Origin of the sequence: Tritonibacter mobilis, from assembly GCF_001681715.1 — a bacterium.
GTDB lineage: Bacteria > Pseudomonadota > Alphaproteobacteria > Rhodobacterales > Rhodobacteraceae > Epibacterium > Epibacterium mobile.
In genome coordinates, this window is record NZ_LNWY01000006.1 from 299,265 (window position 1) to 321,804 (window position 22,540).

Consider the following 22,540-nt stretch of genomic DNA (forward strand, 5'->3'; position numbering starts at 1 on the left):
AAGGTGCCATATGGAATCGCTGGAACAAAAACATATCTCAATGATCGCAGAGGCACAGAGGCGGGGCCGGGGGGATGCCGGTGGCATTCGTCTCTGTTTTGAAGTGCTAGCTCTGGCAAGCGCAATTGATCGCTCGTGCGCCCTCCGGCTTGCACCACACCGATTGTCCGAAGGGAAATTTGTGTTGCTCTGCCTGCTGCACGATCGATCCGAAGGGCTCGCACCGCATGAGCTTTCGACACGGGCGGGGGTGACGCGCGCCACGGTAACGGGCCTTCTCGATGGGTTGGAGCGCGACGGATATGTGTCCCGGCAGGCCCATCGTGAGGATCGGCGCAAGATCTTGGTGACGCTGACCCCATCCGGACAAGTCTTGGCAGACGCGCTTTTTGACGAGCACAGTCAGTGGATTGCATCGCTGTTCAATGAGTTCGAACCAGAGGATCGCAAGACGCTCTCAAACCTGTTGGCGCGGGTCAGGCACAATCTGGCGGAGGGTAAACACACCGATACGCCGAGCGCTGAGGGTGCCTAAATGCGTGTTGCAGACATCCCGTCAGAGCGCCTTAACCTGTTAAACACGGGTCAGGCCGAGTCCACGACACTTACGGAGTGTCTTGCCGTGGATTTTGCAGCGCTCATGCGCGCAACCTTTCCCGACATCGGGCAAGAGCGGCTATCGGCAATGCAAGCCGCCTCCGGGGCGGGGATCACGCGCCGCATGGCCTTGGCGGCGAAGTTGATCCACGATGCCTACCCGCAGGGCATGGGCGCAGCGCTTTGTCAGCACAAATCGGACACTCTGCGCGGCTGGGCTTGCTATCTCATCGCCGAACAAGAGGAGATGCCCCTGCGCACGCGGCTTATGTCCATGCGATGTCTGGCAGATGATGCACATTTCGGGGTTCGCGAATGGGCGTGGCTTGCGCTGCGCCCTAATATTGCAGCAGACCTTGATGATGCGATTTCAGAATTGAGCGTCTGGGCACTTGATCCCTCCGAGCGCATCCGACGTTTCGCATCAGAGGCCATTCGCCCGCGCGGCGTGTGGTGCGCGCACCTTACCCCGTTACGTCAACGCCCCGAGCAGGCTCTGCCGGTTTTAGAGCCCCTGCGAGCGGACCCTGCGGCCTACGTACAGGATTCGGTGGGAAATTGGCTCAACGATGCCAGCAAGGATCAGCCGGGATGGGTGCAATCTCTATGTGATCGCTGGCAACAAGAGAACGGCAATCCGGCCACAGCCCGTATCTGCAAACGCGCTCTGCGCTCTATCGCAAAAAAGAAACAAACGTGATTTCAAAGGACTACAATCATGTCGCATTATTTAGCTGAGCTTTATTCCCCTAAGCCCGCGTGGCTGAACCTTGATGCCGAGGCGCGGCGTCAGTTTTTTGATGGGATCGGTGCGGGCATGGGGCCTTTGATGGAGCTTGGTATCGAGCCGCTGGCGCTGGGCAAGGTGGATGCGGGAATGCTGCATGCGCCAACGCAGCAATTTTTTGCCATCTGGCGCGCACCCGATGCAGTGGCCATGAGGGCTTTGGTGGACGGGATCGTCGCGTCTGGTTGGCATGATTATTTTGACACGGTGAATGCATCCGGCGTCGGACATGATTTGAACGCCCATCTGGCACAGCTCGCCGCCGTTTGAGCGATTTGCAGGCTGCACATCGCTGCCGGGGGTATGCCTTCGGCAAAGCGGTGGCTTCTTTCGCTTGTGGTGGCAGCGGGGGGTGGTAATCTCTTGGCGATCTAGTCTTGGCGTGCCGCCAGATGCAAAAGTAGAGAGATGATGTTAAACCGTTTTTCGCGCTTTCCCTTACCCGCGTTGATGGTGGCGGGACTTCTTACTGCGGTCTCCTGTGGGACAACCTACGAGTTGCCGGATACGGGAGGTGCCTACTCTGACGAAGCCGCGCGGCTTTTTGCCGAGGCGCGCCAAAGCCCGCCCCCAAAAACCCTGTCGCGCAGCGCCGCTGAAGTACGTTTCGCGCGTGTCGAACCCCGTGTGATGCGTGCGGGACGTGAGACCTGTTTGCGGCTCAAGACCGGTGTAAATTGCAACGTCGATATCGCCATTGATCGCGAGATGGATGAACGCAACGCCTATTTCACCTATCAGAATGGGCAACCTATCATTCGGATCTCCTTGCCGCTTATTCAGGACACCGGAAGCGATGATGAGGTCGCCTTTGTGCTGGCGCATGAATATGGGCACCTGATCGGCAGGCATGTCGAAAAGCAGCAGCAACAAGTGCTCGCTGGCGCGCTCATTGGTGGGGCGCTGGCCGGTATCGTTGGCGACAGTAGTGATGCTGTGGGGATCGGTATGGGCGTTGGCGCCAGCGCGGGTGGGATCGTCTATTCGCAATCGTATGAGTTGGAAAGCGACACGCTTGGAACCCGGATCGCTTATGATGCGGGCTATGATCCGGTCGAGGGCGCAAAGTTTTTTGCCAGGTCAGAAGCGGCCCGCGGGTCGGGGGGCGGCTATTCGATTTGGGGCACCCATCCACCAGATCGCAGGCGCGTAGCGACAGTTCTTGCAACCAAAGCCCAAATCGATGGTCAGGTCGGTCTGCGCAACGCCAACTGAGTTCCCGTCTGGGATCGGCAAAGTTCGAAAGAGAAATCAAAAGGCCCGCTGAAAGCAGCGGGCCTTGCTCTTATCTGCAGCAGGTTGTGCAGCCTATCAGACCTTGAGGTTCGGGATGATCTGCTTTTTGCGCGACATTACGCCGGGCAGCACCACGAGGTCACCCTCAACTGTGGCACCAAAGCTCTTCTCTGCCACGGCTTTCACCAGATCATTTGGCACCAGCAGGGTGGCTTCTTCTTTCAGGATGTCGACCACGAACAGCAGCACCTGATCAACGCCGTCTTCGGCCTGCACGGTTTTGAACGTCTCCATCAAGCTGTCCTTGCGGCCCAGTGGGATTTCCGGTGCGGTGGTTTCCAGCACGGAGACGCGGAATTTGGTGCCGTCGACCTCATATTCCTTGGAGTCCATACGGATCAGCTCGGCGTCGGAAAACGCAGAGACATCGGATTTGGCGGCGAACATCTCTGCTGCGTAGTCAGCAATGTCGAGGCCGAGGTCTATGGCCAGCTTTTCCGCCACGGCACGGTCATGCGGGGTTGTGGTGGGGGAGCGGAACTCCAGCGTGTCCGACAGAATGCAGGTCAGCGCGGCACCTTTGATGTCCTCGGGCATGCGGTCTGCATCGGTGCCCATCAGATCATGCATGATGGTGGCGGTGCAGGCCAGCGGGCGCACGGTGATGTCGATTGGGCCTTTGGTTTCCAGACCGCCGACCAGTTTGTGGTGATCGATGATCGCCCGGATATCGGCAGAGTTGATGGAGGCAGGCAGCTCTGCCGGGTTGTTGGTGTCTACGATCACGACCGGTGCGTCGGCTTCAACGTCGGCGATGATGGCTGGCTTCTCAAAGCCCCAGCGCTTCAGCATGAAGGCGGCTTCGGTGTTGGGTTCGCCCAAGAGGACGGGGGTTGCCGCTTCGCCTTTCACCTCGTTCAGATACCAAGCCCAGACGATGGCGGAGCCGGTGGAATCGGTGTCGGGAGATTTGTGGCCGAAAACTTGAATGGTCATGAATACGATCCTGTCTGACGGGGTCTGTTGCCGCGCCTTATAACAGGGACGCATGGTTTGTCACCCCGCGTCAGTCGCGCCCCCGGTTCCTGCGCAGCGCATGGCTGGGTTCGGTGTTGGAGCGCACGTGCTTGCTGGGAAATGCCTCATATGCCTATCCTGATATGTGGCACTTGCCGTCCCCCTTAGTCGCGGAGATATTTTAAATGACGAGCACATTACAAAACCGAATTGCCAGCGCGGTTCTTCTTCTCTTGGGGGCGACCTCTGTATTGGCGGAGGACAGCAACGACGCGGTAAAGAGCGATGCCTCGCCGCAGCCATTTTATAGTGGCAGTTGGCGCAGCGTGGATGTCGACAAACAGTGGATCATCAATGACATGACTGAGCGCCGCCTGATCAAGATTACATGCGAGGGGATTTCCAACGATCAGGAGTTCCCCAGCTTTCTGCTGGTGACAGAGGCCGGGGAGTACCGCTGGCCGATCAACGAAAGTGGTGCGGCGTTTGTAGAGGCGCGACAACTCGCGCTACGTGAAGCGGGTGCAGGTCAGGTCGTGCAATGCGACTGGGTGGCAATGCGCGATTCTGGTACACCTCTAGATACGGTGCATGTGGATGTACGTCCCAGCGATAACATCCTGCTGGGTGGCTTTGCCAAAGAACGCGAGTTTTCCATCGCGTTTTACAGCACTGCAGGGTGCAGCGATCTGTCGGCGCAGCTCTATGTCGATAATGCGCCCTTGGTTACCGTTGATAATCAACCACAGCTTCTTACCCCCAACGCCAGTTATTTTGGCGCGGGGCAGGTCGTCGAAGCAAAAATTAACGGGCTCTGCGCGCAAAACGCCATCCCGATCCTTGCGTTCTCTCTGGCGGGGCGCTGACCAGGCATGGTCACGGGCGTGATCAGTCTTGTGCAGGCGCCAGTTGATACCCGGCGCGGCGCAACATGTTCAAAAGCCCGGTGTCACCCGCCAAATGTGCAGCCCCCACCGCAACAACAAGACGTGGCTCCTGCCGCGCGGTGAGCCGTTTGACCCAAGCGCGGTTGCGCTTTTCCAGCACAACGCGGTCGAAACTCGCCAAGAGCCGATGCACCTCTCGGCGGGGCACGTCGAGATCGCGGTAGATCATCCAACTCAGCAGGATGCGACCTTCGGTGAGACGACCGTCGAAGAAGGATTCTGACAGGGTAATGTAAAGGTCTTCGTGGCGGGTTTTGCTGCGCAGATCAAAACGCAACATCTTGACCTGATCAGGCAGCGGCATTGACGCGAGCGCCGCCAGCCCAGCCTCCGGGGCTTCTAATCCCAATGTAGGGGTGCCGGCGGTTCGGGCGGTGCGCTCGATGCGGTCGTCCAGCCCCCGCTGGCTGCCAAAGCCGCGCTTGCGGCAGTCGGTGCCCGTGAGGAAATCCGAGAGATACCACGGCTGCATTCTCGCAGCTGCCTCGGGCGCGATCCCAAGCGCCGCGAGGCGCGCGGTCAGAAGCTTCCAGTCGTCTGCGGGCATCATTCGATCAAGTCGCTGACCGGGAGGCAGCAGAAAATACCGGGCAAAAGCGCTTTGGTCACTATCGGCCGCGATCATTTGCGGCTCGGTCACTTCCAGAAAGACCGCGTCCGCCTGACGGATCAAAGGCCGGATGCGCCGCATCATGGATGACATGCGCGCATCGCCGCTGTGTTGGGTGCCGATCACATCGATACGTTGCGCGCCGCGCGTTGCAATCCAGTGATTTCCGAGGGCATAGGGCACTTTGGCCAGATCAGCGTCAAGTCGCGCCCGGGCGCTGTCGGTCAGGTGATCACGCAAATCTATGCCCCCGCACCGGGCGGTGGCGTCCGTTGTGCCAGCTCCAAGAGAGAAGGACGACAGGAGCAATATCACAGCTGCGCTACGCAGCCCTTGTGTCAGCCGCTGAAGCAGATGTTGCTTTCTCAATCGGGCAATCATAGCGGGGCCCTTTCGATCTGGTAGCCTTCGGCCTCCAGCAGGGCTAGCACGCCTTGGTCGCCGGGCAGATGGGCAGCCCCGATTGCAATGACCAATTGCGCACCCTCCGTGGCTTCGATTACGGGAATCCAATCGCGGTTGCGCTGATAAAGGAGCGTTTCCAGTAACTCGTCGAGTTGAGCCTGACGCTCCGCTACAGGTATCTCGCCTTCGGCCGCAAGAAACTGCTTGAGCTGCAACAGGGTGTATTCCTGCACCTCGCCGTCAAAATAGCTCTCTACCATTGTGTAGAAATCATCCGGCCCAACCCCCATCATGGCGATGTAGCTGCGCAGTTCTTCGACTTGTTCCTCCAATGGCGCCGCATCCAACTTTTGAAACAGCCGAAGCGGATCTTCGAGCGACAATGTTGGCACATCCGCCGCTTCGGCAACCTGCATCAACTTTGCATCAAGGCCGTCGGTCACATCTTTTATGGTGCGGGCGCATTGCGGAACCGACAGCGACAAGGACAGAAACCACGGGCGCATCTTTGCGGCCATGAAGGGCGGAATGCCTGCAGCACTGGCTTGAGCCGCGATATGCTGCCAATCTTCTTGTGGCAGCCGGTCAATCAACGTTGGCCCATCGGTGATGAATACCATCGAAGGAGTCTCAGCCAGCGCGCGGTTCAGCCGGGCTTTGTCCTCGCGGTTCACTTCCAAAAGCACGGCATCTGCGTGTTCAATGGCTGGGGTCATATGCGCGACCAAGGCGTCGTGACGGGGGTCATTCAGATGCATGGTACCGATGATATGCAGCCGACGTTCGTCTTTGGTTGCAATCCAGCTCAACCCTTTTGCATAGGGCGTGCGAGCAAGCTCGTCGTGAACCTCGCGAAGCAGTTCGGGCGAAGCAGTCCGGCGCAGATCCGTGCCTGTGCAGGCTGCCTGAAGTGGGTTCGCCATGCTCAGGGGCAGCAGACAGATCGACGCGCTGACCAATAGGCGGCGAACCCTTAGTGCCGTGCGCCACGATTCCAAAGGTCGCGCCAACCAGCCGCCTACGGGACGGAGGCGAGAGAATAATCCAGTCATGACGCACCGCTCGAAATTTTCCTGTTGTGCTACATTGCCATTGCGACCGGGGCGGGGCAAGCATGGCCGTGATGGAACGTGAACAGGATCTATATGCCCCGGTCAAAGCGCTGCTTGAGGCGCAAGGCTACGAGGTGAAGGGCGAGGTTGGGGCTGCCGATGTGGTCGCGATCCGCGGTGGCGAGGCCCCGGTGGTTGTAGAGCTGAAACTGCGCTTTTCGCTCAGCTTGTTCCATCAGGCGATTACGCGACTGGCGGTATCAGATACGGTATACATCGCTGTCCCGCGCCCCACCGGCAAAGTCGCGCGCAGAACTCTCAAAGACAATCTTGCACTTTGCCGCCGTCTGGGGCTGGGGTTGATCACTGTGCGTGCGGATGGTCGTACTGAGGTTCATTGCGATCCCGGACCTTATACGCCGCGCAAATCCAAAGTGAAAATTGCCCGCTTGCTGCGCGAATTTGCGCGCATCCAGGGCGACCCTAATACCGGTGGGGCGACACGCGGCGGGCTGATGACAGGGTATCGTCAGGATGCGCTGACCTGCGCATTGCATCTTTTGGAATACGGCCCGGCTCGCGGCGCGGATATTGTCAAAACCACTGGAATCGCGCGTGCAACGCAAGTGATGTATTCCAATCATTACGGCTGGTTTGAGCGGGTAGAGAAAGGAATTTATGCGCTGACCGATAAGGGGCGAACTGAGCATCAAAACTGGCTCACATCCACACCGCAACCCGCCCAGCCAAAGACGAAATGACCTGAGGGCCTTTTGTTTTTCTTCTAACGAGAAATATCCCGGGGAGTGTGAGGGGCAGCGCCCCTCGCATACGCTAGCCTGGGCTGTCACAAAGAACCGCAAATTTTCTGGTCGCCTCATGTTGACTCGCGATTTCGCTATGCCTAACTATCCCGCAGTTAGCACTCGACTGAGGTGAGTGCTAACGTCTCCGCGGCCCATTCTGGGCGTGGGGAAAGGAAAACACTTTGAGCCTTTTGAGGAGCTGCAAAGATGGCATTGAAACCGCTTCATGACCGTGTGCTGGTTCGCCGTACCGAAAGCGAAGAAAAAACCGCAGGTGGTCTGATCATTCCCGACAGCGCCAAGGAAAAACCGTCCGAGGGCGTTGTTGTCGCGTGTGGCGAAGGTGCACGCAAGGACAGCGGCGAGCTGATCGCGATGGCCGTTAAAGAGGGTGACAAAATCCTTTTCGGCAAATGGTCCGGCACCGAAGTCACCGTCGACGGCGAAGAGCTGCTGATGATGAAAGAAAGCGACATCATGGGTGTGATCGTCTGAGCTCCGCTCCGACACACCCCACATCGCGCAACACTACAGTATTCTCAAGGAGACTGAAAAATGGCTGCTAAGGACGTCAAATTCGACACCGATGCCCGCAACCGTATGCTGAAGGGTGTGAACACCCTCGCAGACGCTGTTAAAGTGACCCTCGGCCCCAAAGGCCGCAACGTGGTTCTGGAAAAATCCTTCGGCGCACCGCGCATCACCAAAGACGGTGTTTCCGTGGCCAAGGAAATCGAACTGGAAGACAAGTTCGAGAACATGGGCGCGCAGATGGTGAAGGAAGTTGCTTCCCGCACCAACGACGAAGCAGGTGACGGCACCACCACCGCGACCGTTCTGGCTCAGTCCATCGTTCGCGAAGGTCTGAAGCAGGTTGCAGCGGGCCTGAACCCGATGGACCTCAAGCGTGGCATCGATCTGGCAACCGACAAAGTTGTCGAAGCGATCAAAGCCATGGCGCGCGAAGTCAAAGACTCCGACGAAGTTGCACAGGTTGGCACCATCTCCGCCAACGGCGAAGCTGAAATCGGCCGTCAGATCGCGGATGCGATGCAGAAAGTCGGCAACGACGGCGTCATCACCGTTGAAGAAAACAAAGGTCTGGAAACCGAGACCGATGTTGTCGAAGGGATGCAGTTCGACCGCGGCTACCTGTCGCCCTACTTCGTGACCAACGCCGACAAGATGACCGCAGAGCTCGAAGACTGCCTCATCCTGCTGCACGAGAAGAAACTCTCCTCCCTGCAGCCGATGGTTCCGCTCCTTGAGCAAGTGATCCAGTCCCAGAAGCCGCTCCTCATCATTGCTGAGGACGTTGAAGGCGAAGCGCTGGCAACTCTGGTTGTGAACAAACTGCGCGGCGGCCTGAAAATCGCAGCTGTCAAAGCACCGGGCTTCGGCGATCGCCGTAAGGCCATGCTGCAGGACATCGCGATCCTGACCGGTGGTCAAGTGATCTCCGAAGACCTCGGCATGAAGCTCGAGTCCGTGACCATGGACATGCTTGGCACCGCCAAGAAAATCCAGATCACCAAAGACGAGACCACCATCGTTGATGGTGCGGGCGAGAAAGCAGAGATCGAAGCACGCGTTGCTCAGATCCGCGCTCAGATCGAAGAAACCACCTCTGACTACGACCGTGAGAAGCTGCAAGAGCGCGTTGCCAAACTGGCCGGCGGTGTTGCTGTGATCCGCGTCGGCGGCATGACCGAAGTGGAAGTCAAAGAGCGCAAAGACCGTGTGGACGATGCTCTGAACGCAACCCGCGCAGCTGTGCAGGAAGGCGTGATCGTCGGCGGTGGTGTTGCTCTGGTTCAGGCCGGCAAATCCCTCGATGGTCTGACCGGTGTGAACGCAGACCAAAACGCAGGTATCGCCATCGTGCGCCGCGCGCTCGAAGCACCGCTGCGTCAGATCGCTGAGAACGCAGGCGTCGACGGCGCTGTGGTTGCAGGCAAGATCCGCGAATCCGAAGACAAGAACTTCGGCTTCAACGCGCAGACCGAAGAATATGGTGACATGTTCTCCTTCGGCGTGATCGATCCGGCCAAAGTGACCCGCACCGCACTGGAAGACGCAGCCTCCATCGCGGGTCTGCTGATCACGACTGAGGCCATGGTTGCAGACAAACCGGCCAAAGAAGGCGCGGCACCTGCAGGTGGCATGCCCGACATGGGCGGCATGGGCGGCATGATGTAAGTCACGCCATCCAGTCTTGGATGATGGCCCCTCGGGGCCGAAAGGGTCGCCTTTGGGCGGCCCTTTTTTGTGTTGCGACGGCCTGAAGTCGCTGTCGCGTCAGCGCAGGAGGTGCAGCTGAGCCAGTGTCTACCGCGTAGCATATGCAGGGCGGCCCACTCGGGGGCGTGACGTGCAAGTATCGCTGCCGCATTGTGGCGATCTGTCCCGGATGCAACTTGCGTTTTTGCCATCGGCAAAGTTGCCGAGCGGCCACAGTGATTGTGTCGGCACAATTTATCGCTACCTGAATTTTGTACCGCCATGTTACGAGACGCCTGTGTTCAACCCAAGGCAGAAGGAGGCACCTATGACCAATTTTGTGATCAAGATGCGCTCTACCGCTGTTTGGGCCGATCAATTTGGTGCAGGCCTATACGTGGGCGGCGCATATATGGGTCGACCAGCAGGCACCTGCTGAACGATCTCATTCGATGGGCTCTGGATTGAGCTGAACACCACTTCCACTTGTTGATAGATCTTTGAAGTTCACTCGCTCATGGCGTGTGCTTGTGATGTTTGTTGTCACAGGTTTGCTCGCACTGAGGGGATTTCAACACCTCCGCCCACTCATCGGGCATCAGTGTATCGATCCATCACTTTTTCAAACTCAACACGATAGGAGCCCCGGTGTGCCGGGGGAGAGTTTTCATGACGCCTAACCCTGTTTTGCCTGATATGGCACCCAACCCAATGCTTGCTCGCCTTGTTGTCGAGGAGCACTTCCGCAGCCTCAGCCTGATACGTCGGTTGGTGCTGGCGGTGCGCATGATCCTGATCACGCGGCCTCCGCGTGCCGGTGTGATCGATGCAAGCCTCAACGCGCATCTTCGCGCGGATATCGGCTTACCATCGACATATGATCGTGCAGATCCGCCGAGATGGTACCCTCCTCCCATTTTCTAAAGTGGCCGGGGCAGAGGTGATCTCTGCCCCGGTGCCGTGGATGATACCAACGGTGAGGCAAAGGGTGGGCTATTGATGCGCAACCAAGCGGAGTGGTCCACAGGTTTGTGTCTGACTGTTCCTTGACAAAGCGGCGCGTGGCGGGCTCGTTGCCCGAGGCCTCTTGAAGGTCTGTGAAACTATTGCGTTGGACATATCCATGCGGCTGATCGCCCTCACAACACTCGTTATGATCGCCTTTGCGGCGAATTCCATTCTGGGACGATGGGCGATTGGACCGGGGCATATGGACGCCACTGGTTTTGGGCTGTTGCGATTGGCGTCCGGGGCGGTGACGCTCTGGGCCTTGTGTCTCGTGCAGGGACAACGCCCGACCGACGGTTGGCGACGATCAATGGCCGGAGGTGCTTCGCTCACTCTTTATATGGTTGGTTTCTCAGTGGCTTATGTCGCGCTGGATGCGGGGCTTGGCGCTTTGGTGCTGTTTGGTGTTGTGCAGGTTTCGATGTTTGGCTGGAGCCTTGTTCAGCGTGAGCCGGTGTCTGCCGCGCAAATGTTTGGTGCCTGTGTCGCACTTGCGGGGCTTGCGTATGTGGTGTGGCCGGGCGGAGAAGCCGCCGCACCGCTTTGGGCTGTCCTGTTGATGGCGGCAGGGGGGCTTGGTTGGGGCATTTACAGTCTGGTCGGACGAGGAACGACAACGCCGCTTGCCTCCAGTGCTGTGAATTTCCTTCTTGCGACTGGAATGATCCTGCCCGTGGTCTGGTTCATGAATGGCGGCGCTGTGGTCACGGCTTTTGGATGTTTGCTCGCGGTGATCTCTGGTGCGGTGACGTCGGGGCTGGGGTACGCTCTGTGGTACCGGGTCTTGCCCCAGATACCCGCCCCTGTGGCTGCCACCGTCCAATTGAGTGTGCCTGTCATTGCCATTTTTGCAGGCGCGGTGATCCTTGGCGAACCCGTGGGTACCCGATTGCTGTTGGGCACGGCTGCTGTGCTAGGGGGGATTGCAGCGGTGATCCTGTGTCCTGCACGCCCACGCAGGAGGGTTCCAGAAGGGTAGGGGCTTTCCTGATCATATGAGAGTGCCTATGTGCTGTGAATGATCAGACAATGCCTTGCTTTTATGCTTCTCAGTCTTGCCTCGCCGCTTTGCGCACAAGAGGCACCTCTACAATCGCATATACCCGAAATCAGTGATGTGGAGGCGCAGAAAGGATGCGTGATCCTGTTGCATGGGCTGGCGCGCACTGAAACCTCTTTTCTGTTGATGGAAGAAGCCCTTGTGGCCCGAGGCTATGAGGTTGTGCGACCGGGTTATCCTTCGACGGAATACACGGTTGAACGCCTTGCGGATGCGGTGCTGCCGCGCGCCTTTGATGCCTGTACACAAGAACCGGTCAATCTGGTCACCCATTCGATGGGCGGTATTCTGGTGCGTTACTGGCTGTCTCATACCCGGCCTGTGACACTTGGTCGTGTAGTGATGCTTGCGCCTCCCAATCAGGGTAGCGAACTGGTCGACGAGATGGGCGATTGGGCGGTTTTTGATCTGATACACGGGCCCGCAGGGCGAGAGCTGGGAACTGGCCCAAACAGCCTGCCGAAACGCTTGCCGCCAGTGGATTATCCGGTTGGCGTGATCGCGGGCAATCAGTCGTTGAACCCTGTTTTCTCTGCGCTGATCCCCGGACCGGACGATGGCAAAGTGTCGGTTGCAAGCACAGCGGTTGATGGGATGAAAAGCCAGTTGGTCCTGCCGGTGACCCATACTTATCTGATGAACAACCCGCGTGTGATTGCACAGGTGGTGCAGTTTATCGAGACCGGGAGTTTTGAGCCTTCGCTTGGCTGGCTCGATGGGGTATTGGGTCGCGATTGGGATGGTGGCCTCAACGGGTTGGACTAGGACATGAGTGGACAAGGAACGGTTGCGCTGCGGTTGGTGGGCGCGGATGTGCTGCGCACAGATGGTTTAGAGCGCGGCGGGGCAATAGGTCTTGCAGATGGTGTCCTGCAAGATGTCCGTGAGGCCAGAGAAATTGATCTCAGCGGTTATCGCATCCTGCCCGGTATTATCGACCTACATGGTGACGGTTTTGAGCGCCACGTGGCTCCGCGTCGCGGCGCAATGAAGCAGATGGCTGAGGGCATCCGCGCGACTGAGGCCGAGCTTGCCGCCAATGGCATCACCACAGGTGTGCTTGCGCAGTTCTACTCTTGGGAAGGGGGCTTGCGCGGACCAGAGTTTGCCGCAGAGGTTTTTGCCGGAATTGCCGAAGTGCGTGAGCATTTGGTCACTGATCTCATTCCGCAATTGCGGTTTGAGATCCACCTGCTTGATGCCTATGCGGATCTACCGGAGCAGATTTCAAAATGGGGTGTGCCCTATGTGGTGTTCAATGATCACCTGCCGCATGATCGGCTTGCAGAGGGAAAAAAGCCCCCACGCCTGACCGGTCAGGCGCTGAAGGCCGGGCGCAACCCGGAAAAGCACTTTCAAATGCTGCTGGACCTGCATGCCGGCAAAGATGACGTGCCTGCCGCTCTGGATGCGCTTTGTAAGGTACTTAACGACAAGGGCGTCCGGATCGGGAGCCATGATGATCACACTGCGGGTGATCGGGCAAATTGGCGCGAGCGGGGCGCACGGATTTCAGAGTTTCCCGAGACCGCTGAGGCCGCCGAAGCGGCGCGGGCTGCGGGGGATCACATTATCCTCGGCTCACCCAATGTGGTGCGTGGAGGCAGTCACAAAGGCAATGCCTCCGCATTGGATCTGATCACCATGGGGCTGTGTGATGCACTCGCGTCAGACTACCACTATCCAAGCCCGCGCCGTGCTACGCTGATGTTGGAAAAGTCGGGGCTTTTGCCTCTGGAACGCGCTTGGGGGCTTGTGTCTTCTGGTCCGGCCCGGGTGCTCGGTCTCAGGGATCGCGGGATACTGGAAGAAAGCAAGCGCGCCGATCTGGTGATCCTTGATGCGCAGGATCAGGTCGCAGCAACCCTCTCGGGCGGACGTGTGAGCTACATGAATGGAGCGATTGCAGCACGTTTCCTGGCCTGAGAGCGCATCCCAATAGGCTTTCATCTTTTCATAAATATCTCGGGGGTTTGGGGGCAGCGCCCCCAGCTCCGACCTGCACCACATGCGCCTGCGGCGGGCAGGGGCGCGCCGCGCGTCAGGCCCTTACGAGCCCTCCTTGCGGCGCAGTCATTCGGCCATATGGCCAAATGACTAGGGCGCTCGTCAGTATCCGTCGCGACCTTCAGTGTGGATTACACGGTTGACATGTCCCATCTTGCGGCCGGGTTTGGCCTCGGCCTTACCATAGAGGTGGATCGCACAATCCGGGTCGCGTGCGAGGTCGGCAATGCGTTCGACGTCTTCACCGATCAAATTCTCCATCACGACATCGGCGTAACGCGCACCATTGCCGATGGTCCAGCCGGTGACTGCCCGAATATGCTGTTCAAACTGGTCGATAGTGCAGCCTTCTTGAGTCCAATGACCGGAGTTATGGACCCGGGGGGCGATCTCATTGACCACCAGCCCATGGCCTGTAACGAAAATCTCGACCCCCAGAACGCCGACATAATCCAGCGCGTTCAGGATTTTACCTGCCATGAGAACCGCGTCCATACTTTGACCGGTCGTAAGGTTCGCAGGAACAGTCGTGGTGCTGAGGATCCCTTCGAGGTGAACATTCTCACCGGGATCATAGCAGGCCACTTTGCCGTTGAGGCTGCGTGCGGCAATGACCGACACCTCATGGCTGAAGGGCACGAACCCCTCAAGCACCGCCGGAGCACCCTGCATCGCGGCCAGTGCCTCAGGGGCTTCTTCGGGGTGCATAATGCGCATCTGACCCTTGCCGTCATAGCCAAAGCGACGGGTTTTCAGGATCGAAGGCGTGCCAACCTGCTCGAGTGCGGCATCCAAGCTGGCAGCGTCATTGACCTCAGCAAAGGGAGCCGTCGCAAGGCCCAGATCTTGAAGAAACATTTTTTCTGTCAGGCGATCTTGCGACACCCGGAGCGCCTCGCGACCTGGGCGGATCGGTTTCAGATCCTCAAGGATATCGAGAGCCGAGGTGGGGATATTTTCAAACTCATAGGTGATCACATCTACCGTTTCGGCAAAGGCCCGCAGCGCAGCTTCGTCCTCGTAGTCTGCAGTGGTCACCTTGTCAGCCACGTGGCCGGCAGGCGGATTGGCAGTAGGTTCAAAAATATGGGTGGTAAAGCCGAGCCGTGAGGCTGCAACAGACAGCATTCGACCAAGCTGGCCACCGCCAAGGATGCCAATAACGGCACCGGGTTCGAGGATTTGGTCGAGATCAGTCATCGGTTGGCTCCTCGGGGATAGATGCGGCAAGGGCATCGCGCCACGTATCAAGGCGGGCTGCTAGTTCTGGATCGCCTGTGGCGAGAATGCCAGCTGCCATCAGTCCTGCATTGGCGGCACCGGCGGCACCGATCGCCATGGTTGCAACCGGAAAACCCTTTGGCATCTGGACGATGGAGTAAAGACTATCCACACCGGAGAGAGCACGGGTTTGCACCGGTACCCCCACCACAGGTACGCGGGTCTTGGACGCCATCATGCCGGGCAAATGCGCCGCACCACCTGCGCCCGCAATAATAACATGCAGGCCGCGATCGGCCGCGGTCTTACCGTAGTCCCACAGCCGATCCGGCGTGCGGTGGGCCGAGACGATGCGCGTCTCATAGGCCACGCCCAACTCGTCAAGGATGTTGGCTGCTTCCTTCATCGTGGGCCAGTCGGACTGGCTCCCCATGATGATCCCTACTTTGATGTCGGCCATATCTCGCCTCTACAGTGGAAGGAGCGCGCACCTTAGCGAAAATGACCAAAATGGCAATGCGTTGCGGCGCGAGATTTGCTGCGGTTGCGAAGAACCCTCCGCCAAACGGTGCCGGGGTTTATCTGTTGTGCGTTGGTGCGGCCCGCCCGGCGGGTCGCGCATATCTCTTTGTTCGCTGCGTGCCGTCTCAATTGTATCGGCACAGCGCTACAGCTTGAGCTTTGCGGGCATGGGTGTTTGCCTGTCGAAAATCACTATCTCGGGACGCAAAAGATGCCAGAATTTCAATTTGACTGGGTCGATGCCTTTACGGACCGCCCCTTTGGTGGCAACGGCTGTGCGGTGGTGCATGGCGGGGCTCATCTCCCCGAGGAGGTTGCCTGCGCTTATGTGCGGGAAACCTCGCTGGTTGAATGTACGTTTACCGGCCCCTCGGACATCGCAGATGTCAAAGTGCGGTATTTCCTCGCGAGCCGGGAGATCCCGTTTGCAGGACATCCTACCATTGCCACGGTTGCAGCGATGCGGGATCGCGGGCTGATCTCGGGGCAGCGGATCACGCTGGAGACAGCTGCAGGAATTGTGCCTGTTGAACTGGACGGTGATCAAATCGTGATGCAGCAGGTTGCCCCGCACTTCGGCCCATGTCCGGACCTTGAACTGGTGGCGGCAGCTATCAATTTACCTGAGGCAGCAATCCTCGGTCAGCCGCAACTGGTGTCAACCGGTCTCCCGTTCTGCATTACGGTACTGAAGGATCAAGACAGCCTGAGGGCGGCGCGTCTGAATGCAGCAGCGATAGCGCCATTGGGCGAGGCTCTGGGCGCGGATGGCCAAGATGTGATGGAACCGTTTCTGGTGACGCTCGAGGGGTTTACGCGCATTGGCGATACATTCTCGCGCTTGCTGATGCTGCCGCCAAGCCCACCTGAGGACCCCTTCACGGGCTCAGCCACTGGCGCGATGGCCGCGTATCTTTGGCGTCACGGCTTGATGACAAAGCCAAGCTTTATTGCCGAGCAGGGGCATCTGATGGGGCGGCCTGGTCAGGCGCATGTATCACTTGTAGGGCGTCCCGATGCGCCAGATGGTATCCGTGTAGGAGGAAAAGGGTTTGTCTTGATGCGCGGCTCAGTAGACCTGCCGGAAGCGCCGCTGGATTAGGGATATGGCATAGTCGTCTGGTTGATCTGCTCCTATGCGGTCCTGCCTCTCAGTTGGGTTGAGCGCGGCACGCGCCCGCAGGGCGCGTGCCGCGCTGGTCGCTTCGGTCTCAGACCGAAGCGAAATATCTTAAACACGCCATTACGAAACTTGGCAGGCTCTAAATGTTCATGTTATGTTCCTATCATCTGGTCACGTATTGGCCAGCGACAGGGAGATGCCATATGATCGAAGGAAGTTGTTGTTGTGGAGTGGTAAAGTTCACTCTGAATGCGCCGCCATCCATGATGGGGACGTGCCATTGCACGCGTTGTCGAAAGCTGGGTGCAAACGTAATGGTCTTTATTCGCCGTGATAGTCTGACATGGCGACAAGGGCGGGATAATATCGCACTCTATGAACCGGAAACGCCGTATAAATACACGCGGTGTTTTTGCAAAACCTGCGGAACATCTCTTGGAGAGATTCTGTCAAACGAAGACAGCTTTCCAATTTCGGCTCAAACACTCGATACCGATCTCGATATCCGTAACCGGTTCCATGAATTCGTTTCAGAGAAACCTTCGTGGTACGAAATTTGTGACACTGCCGAACAGTTTGAAGGGCACCCGGAGATGTCCTAATCTGGCTGGCTGGGGTGGTCTATCTTACATCGTGCTGCATCCTCAGATATCCAGACCATCCGATCCAGCATCCAGAGTTTGCCGAGCATCGCCGCTGCAAGCCCTGTGAATGTCAGGCCGGGTGAGAGCAGGATCAGACCCAGAAGATAGATCAGTCCTCCAGCGCCGCTGATAAACGTAAGCATTCGCACAACAGGGCGATGGTGCTGCAATTCGGGCGCATCCTTCTGACGCAGCCAGATCTGTTCACCGAGCACACCACGCGACATCCAATTGTCGGTGCGCTTGGGCGTGGCAAAAATGCGCGGGTTGAGCCATGTCCAGACAAGAACCAACAGGATAGGACCCAGTGCCCCCCAGCCCAGCCATATGCGACTCCAGACCGCTAAGGCAAAAAGCGGCAGCACGGTCAGACGGCTCCACCCGCTCCATGGGTTGCTATGGCGGACCCAAACTTGTGGCGTCATGCCCATTGCAGCTTCGGTGCGGTGAAAAACATCCTGTTTGGGCATGTTCACGTGCTCCTTCTCGTCCCTGGAATACTAGCGGGCATCACCTGAAAACAAAACGACCCGCCGGTTGGGCGGGTCGTTTAAGAATTTTAGCAAGTGTTGGCCGTGCCTAGCCGACCATGCGGTTGATCAGGATGAACAACACACCAGACAGTGTCGCGGCAGCGGGAACTGTGATCACCCAAGCCGCAATGATGGTCATGAAATGCGAACGGCGCACCAGTTTGCGGCGGCGGCGCTCATCCGCGCCGATCCGGGGCGCATCAGGTGTGATGGTTTTGGTTTTCCGCATGCGGCGCTCAGTGTCCCATTCGCGGAAGAAGCCCACACCAAAGACGCCACCAATCGCGATATGCGTGGAGCTTACCGGCAGGCCGAGCCAGCTTGCCACAATCACCGTAATCGCTGCCGAAAGGGCAACGCAATAGGCACGCATGGGGTTTAGCTTGGTGATCTGACTGCCAACCATACGGATCAGCTTGGGCCCGAACAGGAACAATCCAAAGGAAATCCCAAAAGCCCCGATGATCATGACCCAGAAGGGAATCGAAACGGCATGAGTGAAGTCACCCGAAGTCGATGCCTGCACGATGGCCGCCAGGGGGCCGACCGCATTGGCCACGTCGTTTGCACCATGCGCAAAGCTCAACAGGGCGGCAGAGACGATCAGCGGAATCGAGAACAGGATCTTCAGAGATTTATTCCGGTTCTCAAGACCTTGAGACTGTTTTCGGATGATAGGGATCATAACCAGCCAAATTAAGATGGCGACTGCCACGCCAATCATAAGCGCCTGCGACAGGTCGATTTTGATCAGCTTCTTGAGACCTTTCACCGCGAGATAGGACGCAAACGCGCCGCCCATGATGCCCACCAGAACGGGAACCCAAGTCCGGGCGGCCGCGATCTTATCCTCACGGTAGATGATGCGCGACTTGATGAACCACAGGAATGCGGCTGCGATCAGACCGCCCAGCAGTGGGGAGATGACCCAACTGGCCGCAATCGCACCCATCTTGGCCCAGTTCACAGCAGCAAACCCCGCAGCTGCGATGCCTGCGCCCATCACTCCGCCCACAACCGCGTGGGTGGTCGACACTGGCGCGCCGATCCATGTGGCCAAATTCACCCAAAGTGCCGAAGCCAAAAGAGCGGCAAGCATGGCGGCGATGAACATGGAGGAGGTGGCCATGGTCTCGGGCGAGATGATACCTTTGGCGATGGTAGAAACCACATCACCACCTGCAATCAATGCGCCCGCGCTTTCAAAAATGGCGGCGACAACGATGGCAAAGCCCATCGACATCGCATTGGCGCCCACCGCAGGCCCCATATTGTTGGCAACATCATTCGCCCCGATATTGAGCGCCATATAGGCCCCAAAAGCGGCGGCGATCACGACGATCACCGTGTTGTTGGCATCGCCCAGCATTAGCCCAGTCGCGGCGGCGACGATCAGGATAAACACAAAGGCGATCCCGAGCCCGACGTTGGATCGCCCCACATAGGCCGTTGCCTGTTCCAGCGAGGACAGACGATCAAGGTCGCGGTCCAGGGTTTCAAGGTGACGCGGCTCTAGGTCGTTTTGGGACACCCGTCCTCTCCATTCGTTTTTGCGCGCCGTGTCTGTAACGGTTTTGTAACAGCCGGGCAACGCATATGCCGGGTCGAAGTCTTGTGTGACCGGTGTTTTTCACATTGAGAACCGCCACACCAATGGCTGGGGCTGGTGCCATGTAGCCTCAGTGCATGGCGGAACCCATTGGTGCAGCGCAAAATAAAACCCCCGCAGCCTCAGGGAGGTGCGGGGGCGTGGCAACGCCGGGGCGCTGCGAAATTTATAAACTGGATGTCAGTGAACAGCGACCGGCGCGTAGTCGTGTTGACGGGCCAGTACAAAGGCCATCTTGCGATCCGCAACGAGCGCGAGTTGTTCGCCCGCCTCATCATGTACCGCATATAGCTGCGTACGCCCCGGCACAGAGGCCTGCACATCTTTGGGCAGATCGGCAACTGCGACAGTCTTGACGTAGACGGTGCGCCCGCCAACCTGAGCCATTTCTACAGGTGTCTGCATGATTTACCCCTTTTTGATATTGATGGTTTGCACAACGGTTTCGGGACGCGAGCGGGTCAGATCCACATGGAGCAGACCGTTTTCCATCACGGCTTCGCCAACTTCGACTCCATCGGCCAATACGAACATGCGCTGGAACTGACGCGCGGCGATGCCGCGGTGCAAGAAGATGCGCCCGTCCGAGTCGTCACGCTGACGGCCACGAATCACGAGTTGCCGGTCCTCGACCGTAATCGCCAGATCCTCTTCCGCAAAACCCGCCACAGCGAGCGTGATACGATACGAATGATCGGAGGTCTGTTCGATATTATAGGGAGGGTAGCCTTCATTGCCGGATTTGGCAGAACGCTCCAGCAGGCGTTCCAGTTGCTCGAAGCCCAGCATATGCGGGTATGAGCCCAAGGTAAGTTTCGACACTGTTTTCTCGTCCTTAATTCGAAAGCGACGGTTTCTTGCGGTCCCAATCTGGCAACCGCTATGTTATAGGATATGGGATGTATCTGCCGTTTCACAAGTCCCGGGTTCACCTTTCCCTCCACAGTCGCCCCTAGCGCTGCGATCTGAGGAAGCCTAATATGCGTACTGTTTCACTGTCCTTAACAAGAGTCGCAAATGAACAAGCGGTCTGATCTGGCAATGGCCAACGAAGATGTCCTCCGGGTAGAGCTGGAGGTGTTCCGTAGGGAACATCGCGATCTCGACGAGGCGATTCAGGCGCTCGAAGAGAAGGGCACGGCGGATGCGCTGACGATTCGGCGTCTGAAAAAGCAAAAGCTGGTGCTGAAGGACAAAATCTCGCTGATCGAAGACCGGCTGCTGCCTGATATTATTGCCTGACTGCGACCTCGCTGTTCCAACATAGTTGCAAACATGCGCGGGCAACAAAAAACGGCCCGCACAAAATGGCGGGCCGCTGGTCATAAAGGGTGAGTGATCAGTTTCCGTTGATCAACCCCATGCTTTCGAGCTTCAAAAGTACCTGATGGGCGCAGTTGTCGACCTCGACATTCTCGGTCTCGACGCTCAACTCGGGGTTCTGCGGCACGTCATAGGGGTCAGAGATCCCGGTGAATTCCTTGATTTTGCCTTCACGCGCGAGCTTATACAGACCCTTGCGGTCGCGGCGCTCACATTCCTCGATGGAGGTGGCGACATGGACCTCAACGAAGGCACCGAATTGCTCGATCTCTTCCCGCACATGGCGACGGGTGGCCGCATAGGGGGCGATCGGCGCACAGATGGCGATACCGCCGTTTTTAGTGATCTCAGACGCCACATAGCCGATACGCTTGATGTTGAGATCGCGGTGTTCTTTGGAAAAGCCCAGCTCGGAGCTGAGGTTTTTCCGCACGATATCACCATCCAGAAGCGTCACCGGGCGGCCGCCCATCTCCATCAGCTTGACCATCAAAGCGTTTGCGATGGTGGACTTGCCGGACCCTGAGAAGCCGGTGAAGAAAACGGTGAAGCCCTGCTGCGCGCGTGGTGGCTTGGTCTTGCGCAGTTCTGCCACAACCTCGGGGAAGGAGAACCACTCAGGGATTTCCAGACCCTCAGACAGGCGGCGACGCAGCTCGGTGCCGGAGATGTTGAGGATCGTGACGTTGTCCTTGTCCTCAATCTCGTCGTTGGGCTCGTACTGGGCGCGTTCCTGCACATAGACCATGTGTTTGAAGTCGACCATTTCGATGCCGATTTCTTCCTGATGGGCACGGAACAGATCCTGTGCATCATAAGGGCCATAGAAATCTTCACCGGCGGAGTTTTTGCCGGGGCCTGCATGGTCGCGACCCACGATGAAATGGGTGCAGCCGTGGTTCTTGCGGATGATCCCATGCCACACGGCCTCGCGCGGGCCCGCCATACGCATTGCCAGGTTCAGCAGGCTCATGGAGGTGGTGGCCGCCGGATATTTGTCCAGCACGGCCTCATAGCAGCGCACGCGGGTGAAGTGATCCACATCGCCCGGTTTGGTCATGCCGACCACCGGATGGATCAGCAGGTTGGCCTGCGCTTCGCGCGCTGCGCGGAAGGTCAGTTCCTGGTGGGCGCGGTGCAGCGGGTTGCGGGTCTGGAAGGCCACAACCTTGCGCCAGCCCAGTTTGCGGAAATAAGCGCGCAGCTCGTTCGGGGTGTCGCGGCGAGCGCGGAAATCATAGTGCACCGGCTGCTGGATGCCGGTCACGGGGCCACCGAGGTAGATTTTTCCTGCGGTGTTGTGAAGATAGTTCACTGCCGGGTGCGCGTCATCATCCGCGCCAAAAACCATCTCGGCCTCGCGGGATTTGTTAGGCTCCCAACGGTCGGTAACGGTCATGGTGCCGAGGATTACGCCTTCCTGATCACGAAGGGCGATATCCTGACCGATCTCGATGGAGGCTGCAAAATCTTCGGATACGTCCAAGGTAATTGGCATCGGCCACAATTGGCCATCCGCAAGGCGCATGTTTTCTACAACGCCATTGTAATCCTCTTCGGAGAGGAAGCCCTTGAGCGGGTTGAAACCGCCATTCATCAAAAGTTCTAGGTCGCAAATCTGGCGCGGGGTGAGGTCGTGGCTGGTCAGTTCCGCCGCTTCGACTTTTAGCTTTTGTGCGGAATCATAAGATACATAAAGCTCCGGGATTGGAGCCAGATTACTCGACATGGGCATAAGAAATCTCTCTCGTCTTGCGTCGCTCTCGCAATGGCAGCGCTGGGTTTGGGCAATACTCGTTGAGCGTGACGAATG

25 protein-coding genes are annotated in these 22,540 nt (G+C 58.1%); 15 read left to right on the forward strand and 10 right to left on the reverse strand.

The features are described 5' to 3' along the window. Positions 1-10 precede the first annotated feature (10 nt). The 4 genes from UB90_RS08240 to UB90_RS08255 all read left to right on the forward strand — a co-directional run bounded on the left by UB90_RS08240 (position 11) and on the right by UB90_RS08255 (position 2,599). Positions 11-535, forward strand: coding sequence for a MarR family winged helix-turn-helix transcriptional regulator (locus UB90_RS08240; protein ID WP_065324442.1), 525 nt, complete (start codon positions 11-13; stop codon positions 533-535). Further along, positions 536-1,297, forward strand: a complete 762-nt coding sequence (locus tag UB90_RS08245; RefSeq protein ID WP_065324443.1) for a DNA alkylation repair protein — start codon at positions 536-538, stop codon at positions 1,295-1,297. 18 nt (positions 1,298-1,315) lie between these two features. Next, positions 1,316-1,654: a DUF6616 family protein gene (locus UB90_RS08250; RefSeq protein ID WP_065324444.1), complete on the forward strand. Its 339-nt coding sequence runs from the start codon at positions 1,316-1,318 to the stop codon at positions 1,652-1,654. Positions 1,655-1,795: 141 nt separating this feature from the next. Further along, entirely contained in the window at positions 1,796-2,599 is an 804-nt protein-coding gene (locus UB90_RS08255) for a M48 family metalloprotease (protein WP_235859287.1), read from the forward strand. 96 nt (positions 2,600-2,695) lie between these two features. Here UB90_RS08255 and UB90_RS08260 read toward each other — a convergent pair whose 3' ends face one another. After that, on the reverse strand, positions 2,696-3,616 hold the full coding sequence (locus UB90_RS08260) for a manganese-dependent inorganic pyrophosphatase (RefSeq protein WP_065324446.1): 921 nt from the start codon (positions 3,614-3,616) through the stop codon (positions 2,696-2,698). 206 nt (positions 3,617-3,822) lie between these two features. Here UB90_RS08260 and UB90_RS08265 point away from each other — a divergent pair, with 206 nt between their 5' ends. Further along, positions 3,823-4,503 carry a hypothetical protein gene (locus UB90_RS08265; protein WP_065324447.1) on the forward strand — a complete coding sequence of 227 codons (681 nt, stop codon included), beginning with the start codon at positions 3,823-3,825 and terminating at the stop codon, positions 4,501-4,503. Positions 4,504-4,525: 22 nt separating this feature from the next. Here UB90_RS08265 and UB90_RS08270 read toward each other — a convergent pair whose 3' ends face one another. Both UB90_RS08270 and UB90_RS08275 read right to left on the reverse strand, forming a co-directional pair. After that, positions 4,526-5,434, reverse strand: a complete 909-nt coding sequence (locus UB90_RS08270) for a TraB/GumN family protein (RefSeq protein ID WP_065324503.1) — start codon at positions 5,432-5,434, stop codon at positions 4,526-4,528. Positions 5,435-5,571: 137 nt separating this feature from the next. Then, positions 5,572-6,522 (reverse strand): TraB/GumN family protein, encoded by a 951-nt coding sequence (locus UB90_RS08275; RefSeq protein ID WP_065324504.1) that lies wholly within the window; start codon positions 6,520-6,522, stop codon positions 5,572-5,574. 191 nt (positions 6,523-6,713) lie between these two features. On the opposite strand from UB90_RS08275, the gene UB90_RS08280 reads away from it, so the two are divergent. From UB90_RS08280 to UB90_RS08310, 7 genes are all read left to right on the forward strand, one after another. Continuing rightward, positions 6,714-7,412: a DUF2161 domain-containing phosphodiesterase gene (locus UB90_RS08280; protein WP_065324448.1), complete on the forward strand. Its 699-nt coding sequence runs from the start codon at positions 6,714-6,716 to the stop codon at positions 7,410-7,412. 252 nt (positions 7,413-7,664) lie between these two features. Further along, positions 7,665-7,952, forward strand: coding sequence for a co-chaperone GroES (locus UB90_RS08285; RefSeq protein ID WP_009178812.1), 288 nt, complete (start codon positions 7,665-7,667; stop codon positions 7,950-7,952). A 60-nt stretch (positions 7,953-8,012) separates the two neighbouring features. Then, on the forward strand, positions 8,013-9,656 hold the full coding sequence (gene groL, locus UB90_RS08290) for a chaperonin GroEL (protein WP_009179073.1): 1,644 nt from the start codon (positions 8,013-8,015) through the stop codon (positions 9,654-9,656). A gap of 690 nt (positions 9,657-10,346) precedes the next feature. Beyond that, positions 10,347-10,601, forward strand: coding sequence for a hypothetical protein (locus UB90_RS08295; RefSeq protein ID WP_065324449.1), 255 nt, complete (start codon positions 10,347-10,349; stop codon positions 10,599-10,601). Between the two features lie 199 nt (positions 10,602-10,800). Continuing rightward, a complete protein-coding gene (locus tag UB90_RS08300; RefSeq protein ID WP_065324450.1) occupies positions 10,801-11,664 on the forward strand; it encodes a DMT family transporter in 864 nt (287 codons plus the stop codon). Positions 11,665-11,727: 63 nt separating this feature from the next. After that, positions 11,728-12,510, forward strand: a complete 783-nt coding sequence (locus tag UB90_RS08305; protein ID WP_227512056.1) for an esterase/lipase family protein — start codon at positions 11,728-11,730, stop codon at positions 12,508-12,510. Between the two features lie 3 nt (positions 12,511-12,513). Continuing rightward, complete coding sequence (locus tag UB90_RS08310) at positions 12,514-13,671, forward strand: alpha-D-ribose 1-methylphosphonate 5-triphosphate diphosphatase (protein WP_065324452.1); 1,158 nt, start codon at positions 12,514-12,516, stop codon at positions 13,669-13,671. A gap of 183 nt (positions 13,672-13,854) precedes the next feature. Here UB90_RS08310 and UB90_RS08315 read toward each other — a convergent pair whose 3' ends face one another. Continuing rightward, positions 13,855-14,952 (reverse strand): 5-(carboxyamino)imidazole ribonucleotide synthase, encoded by a 1,098-nt coding sequence (locus UB90_RS08315; RefSeq protein WP_065324453.1) that lies wholly within the window; start codon positions 14,950-14,952, stop codon positions 13,855-13,857. Continuing rightward, positions 14,945-15,433: a 5-(carboxyamino)imidazole ribonucleotide mutase gene (gene purE, locus UB90_RS08320; protein WP_065324454.1), complete on the reverse strand. Its 489-nt coding sequence runs from the start codon at positions 15,431-15,433 to the stop codon at positions 14,945-14,947. The genes UB90_RS08315 and purE overlap by 8 nt, the downstream gene beginning before the upstream one ends. Before the next feature lie 273 nt (positions 15,434-15,706). Between purE and UB90_RS08325 the strand changes: the two genes are divergently transcribed. Next, complete coding sequence (locus tag UB90_RS08325; RefSeq protein ID WP_065324455.1) at positions 15,707-16,597, forward strand: PhzF family phenazine biosynthesis protein; 891 nt, start codon at positions 15,707-15,709, stop codon at positions 16,595-16,597. 224 nt (positions 16,598-16,821) lie between these two features. Then, complete coding sequence (locus UB90_RS23055; RefSeq protein ID WP_065324456.1) at positions 16,822-17,220, forward strand: GFA family protein; 399 nt, start codon at positions 16,822-16,824, stop codon at positions 17,218-17,220. Here UB90_RS23055 and UB90_RS08335 read toward each other — a convergent pair. The 4 genes from UB90_RS08335 to UB90_RS08350 form a co-directional block, all read right to left on the reverse strand. Next, a complete protein-coding gene (locus tag UB90_RS08335) occupies positions 17,217-17,732 on the reverse strand; it encodes a DUF6653 family protein (protein WP_065324457.1) in 516 nt (171 codons plus the stop codon). The genes UB90_RS23055 and UB90_RS08335 overlap by 4 nt on opposite strands. Positions 17,733-17,841: 109 nt before the next feature. Next, the gene (locus tag UB90_RS08340) at positions 17,842-19,326 is read right to left on the reverse strand and encodes an inorganic phosphate transporter (RefSeq protein WP_065324458.1); all 1,485 of its coding nucleotides are present in this window, start codon (positions 19,324-19,326) and stop codon (positions 17,842-17,844) included. Between the two features lie 258 nt (positions 19,327-19,584). Beyond that, a complete protein-coding gene (locus UB90_RS08345) occupies positions 19,585-19,809 on the reverse strand; it encodes a DUF1150 family protein (protein ID WP_005616529.1) in 225 nt (74 codons plus the stop codon). Between the two features lie 3 nt (positions 19,810-19,812). Next, the gene (locus UB90_RS08350; RefSeq protein ID WP_005616528.1) at positions 19,813-20,226 is read right to left on the reverse strand and encodes an Hsp20 family protein; all 414 of its coding nucleotides are present in this window, start codon (positions 20,224-20,226) and stop codon (positions 19,813-19,815) included. A gap of 195 nt (positions 20,227-20,421) precedes the next feature. Between UB90_RS08350 and UB90_RS08355 the strand changes: the two genes are divergently transcribed. Further along, positions 20,422-20,646, forward strand: a complete 225-nt coding sequence (locus UB90_RS08355) for a YdcH family protein (RefSeq protein WP_009178884.1) — start codon at positions 20,422-20,424, stop codon at positions 20,644-20,646. 97 nt (positions 20,647-20,743) lie between these two features. Here UB90_RS08355 and UB90_RS08360 read toward each other — a convergent pair whose 3' ends face one another. After that, positions 20,744-22,462 (reverse strand): bifunctional sulfate adenylyltransferase/adenylylsulfate kinase, encoded by a 1,719-nt coding sequence (locus UB90_RS08360; RefSeq protein ID WP_065320814.1) that lies wholly within the window; start codon positions 22,460-22,462, stop codon positions 20,744-20,746. Positions 22,463-22,540 lie beyond the last annotated feature (78 nt).

Coding starts and splice junctions, on each gene's coding strand:
- UB90_RS08250 (WP_065324444.1), top strand. CDS start 1,316: ATGTCGCATTATTTAGCTGAGCTTTATTCCCCTAAGCCCGCGTGGCTG.
- UB90_RS08240 (WP_065324442.1), top strand. CDS start 11: ATGGAATCGCTGGAACAAAAACATATCTCAATGATCGCAGAGGCACAG.
- UB90_RS08305 (WP_227512056.1), top strand. CDS start 11,728: ATGCTTCTCAGTCTTGCCTCGCCGCTTTGCGCACAAGAGGCACCTCTA.
- UB90_RS08325 (WP_065324455.1), top strand. CDS start 15,707: ATGCCAGAATTTCAATTTGACTGGGTCGATGCCTTTACGGACCGCCCC.
- UB90_RS08255 (WP_235859287.1), top strand. CDS start 1,796: ATGTTAAACCGTTTTTCGCGCTTTCCCTTACCCGCGTTGATGGTGGCG.
- UB90_RS08355 (WP_009178884.1), top strand. CDS start 20,422: ATGAACAAGCGGTCTGATCTGGCAATGGCCAACGAAGATGTCCTCCGG.
- UB90_RS08300 (WP_065324450.1), top strand. CDS start 10,801: ATGCGGCTGATCGCCCTCACAACACTCGTTATGATCGCCTTTGCGGCG.
- UB90_RS08280 (WP_065324448.1), top strand. CDS start 6,714: ATGGCCGTGATGGAACGTGAACAGGATCTATATGCCCCGGTCAAAGCG.
- UB90_RS08275 (WP_065324504.1), bottom strand. CDS start 6,522: ATGGCGAACCCACTTCAGGCAGCCTGCACAGGCACGGATCTGCGCCGG.
- UB90_RS08260 (WP_065324446.1), bottom strand. CDS start 3,616: ATGACCATTCAAGTTTTCGGCCACAAATCTCCCGACACCGATTCCACC.
- purE (WP_065324454.1), bottom strand. CDS start 15,433: ATGGCCGACATCAAAGTAGGGATCATCATGGGGAGCCAGTCCGACTGG.
- UB90_RS23055 (WP_065324456.1), top strand. CDS start 16,822: ATGATCGAAGGAAGTTGTTGTTGTGGAGTGGTAAAGTTCACTCTGAAT.
- UB90_RS08285 (WP_009178812.1), top strand. CDS start 7,665: ATGGCATTGAAACCGCTTCATGACCGTGTGCTGGTTCGCCGTACCGAA.
- UB90_RS08265 (WP_065324447.1), top strand. CDS start 3,823: ATGACGAGCACATTACAAAACCGAATTGCCAGCGCGGTTCTTCTTCTC.
- UB90_RS08245 (WP_065324443.1), top strand. CDS start 536: ATGCGTGTTGCAGACATCCCGTCAGAGCGCCTTAACCTGTTAAACACG.
- groL (WP_009179073.1), top strand. CDS start 8,013: ATGGCTGCTAAGGACGTCAAATTCGACACCGATGCCCGCAACCGTATG.
- UB90_RS08295 (WP_065324449.1), top strand. CDS start 10,347: ATGACGCCTAACCCTGTTTTGCCTGATATGGCACCCAACCCAATGCTT.
- UB90_RS08335 (WP_065324457.1), bottom strand. CDS start 17,732: ATGCCCAAACAGGATGTTTTTCACCGCACCGAAGCTGCAATGGGCATG.
- UB90_RS08360 (WP_065320814.1), bottom strand. CDS start 22,462: ATGCCCATGTCGAGTAATCTGGCTCCAATCCCGGAGCTTTATGTATCT.
- UB90_RS08310 (WP_065324452.1), top strand. CDS start 12,514: ATGAGTGGACAAGGAACGGTTGCGCTGCGGTTGGTGGGCGCGGATGTG.
- UB90_RS08315 (WP_065324453.1), bottom strand. CDS start 14,952: ATGACTGATCTCGACCAAATCCTCGAACCCGGTGCCGTTATTGGCATC.
- UB90_RS08345 (WP_005616529.1), bottom strand. CDS start 19,809: ATGCAGACACCTGTAGAAATGGCTCAGGTTGGCGGGCGCACCGTCTAC.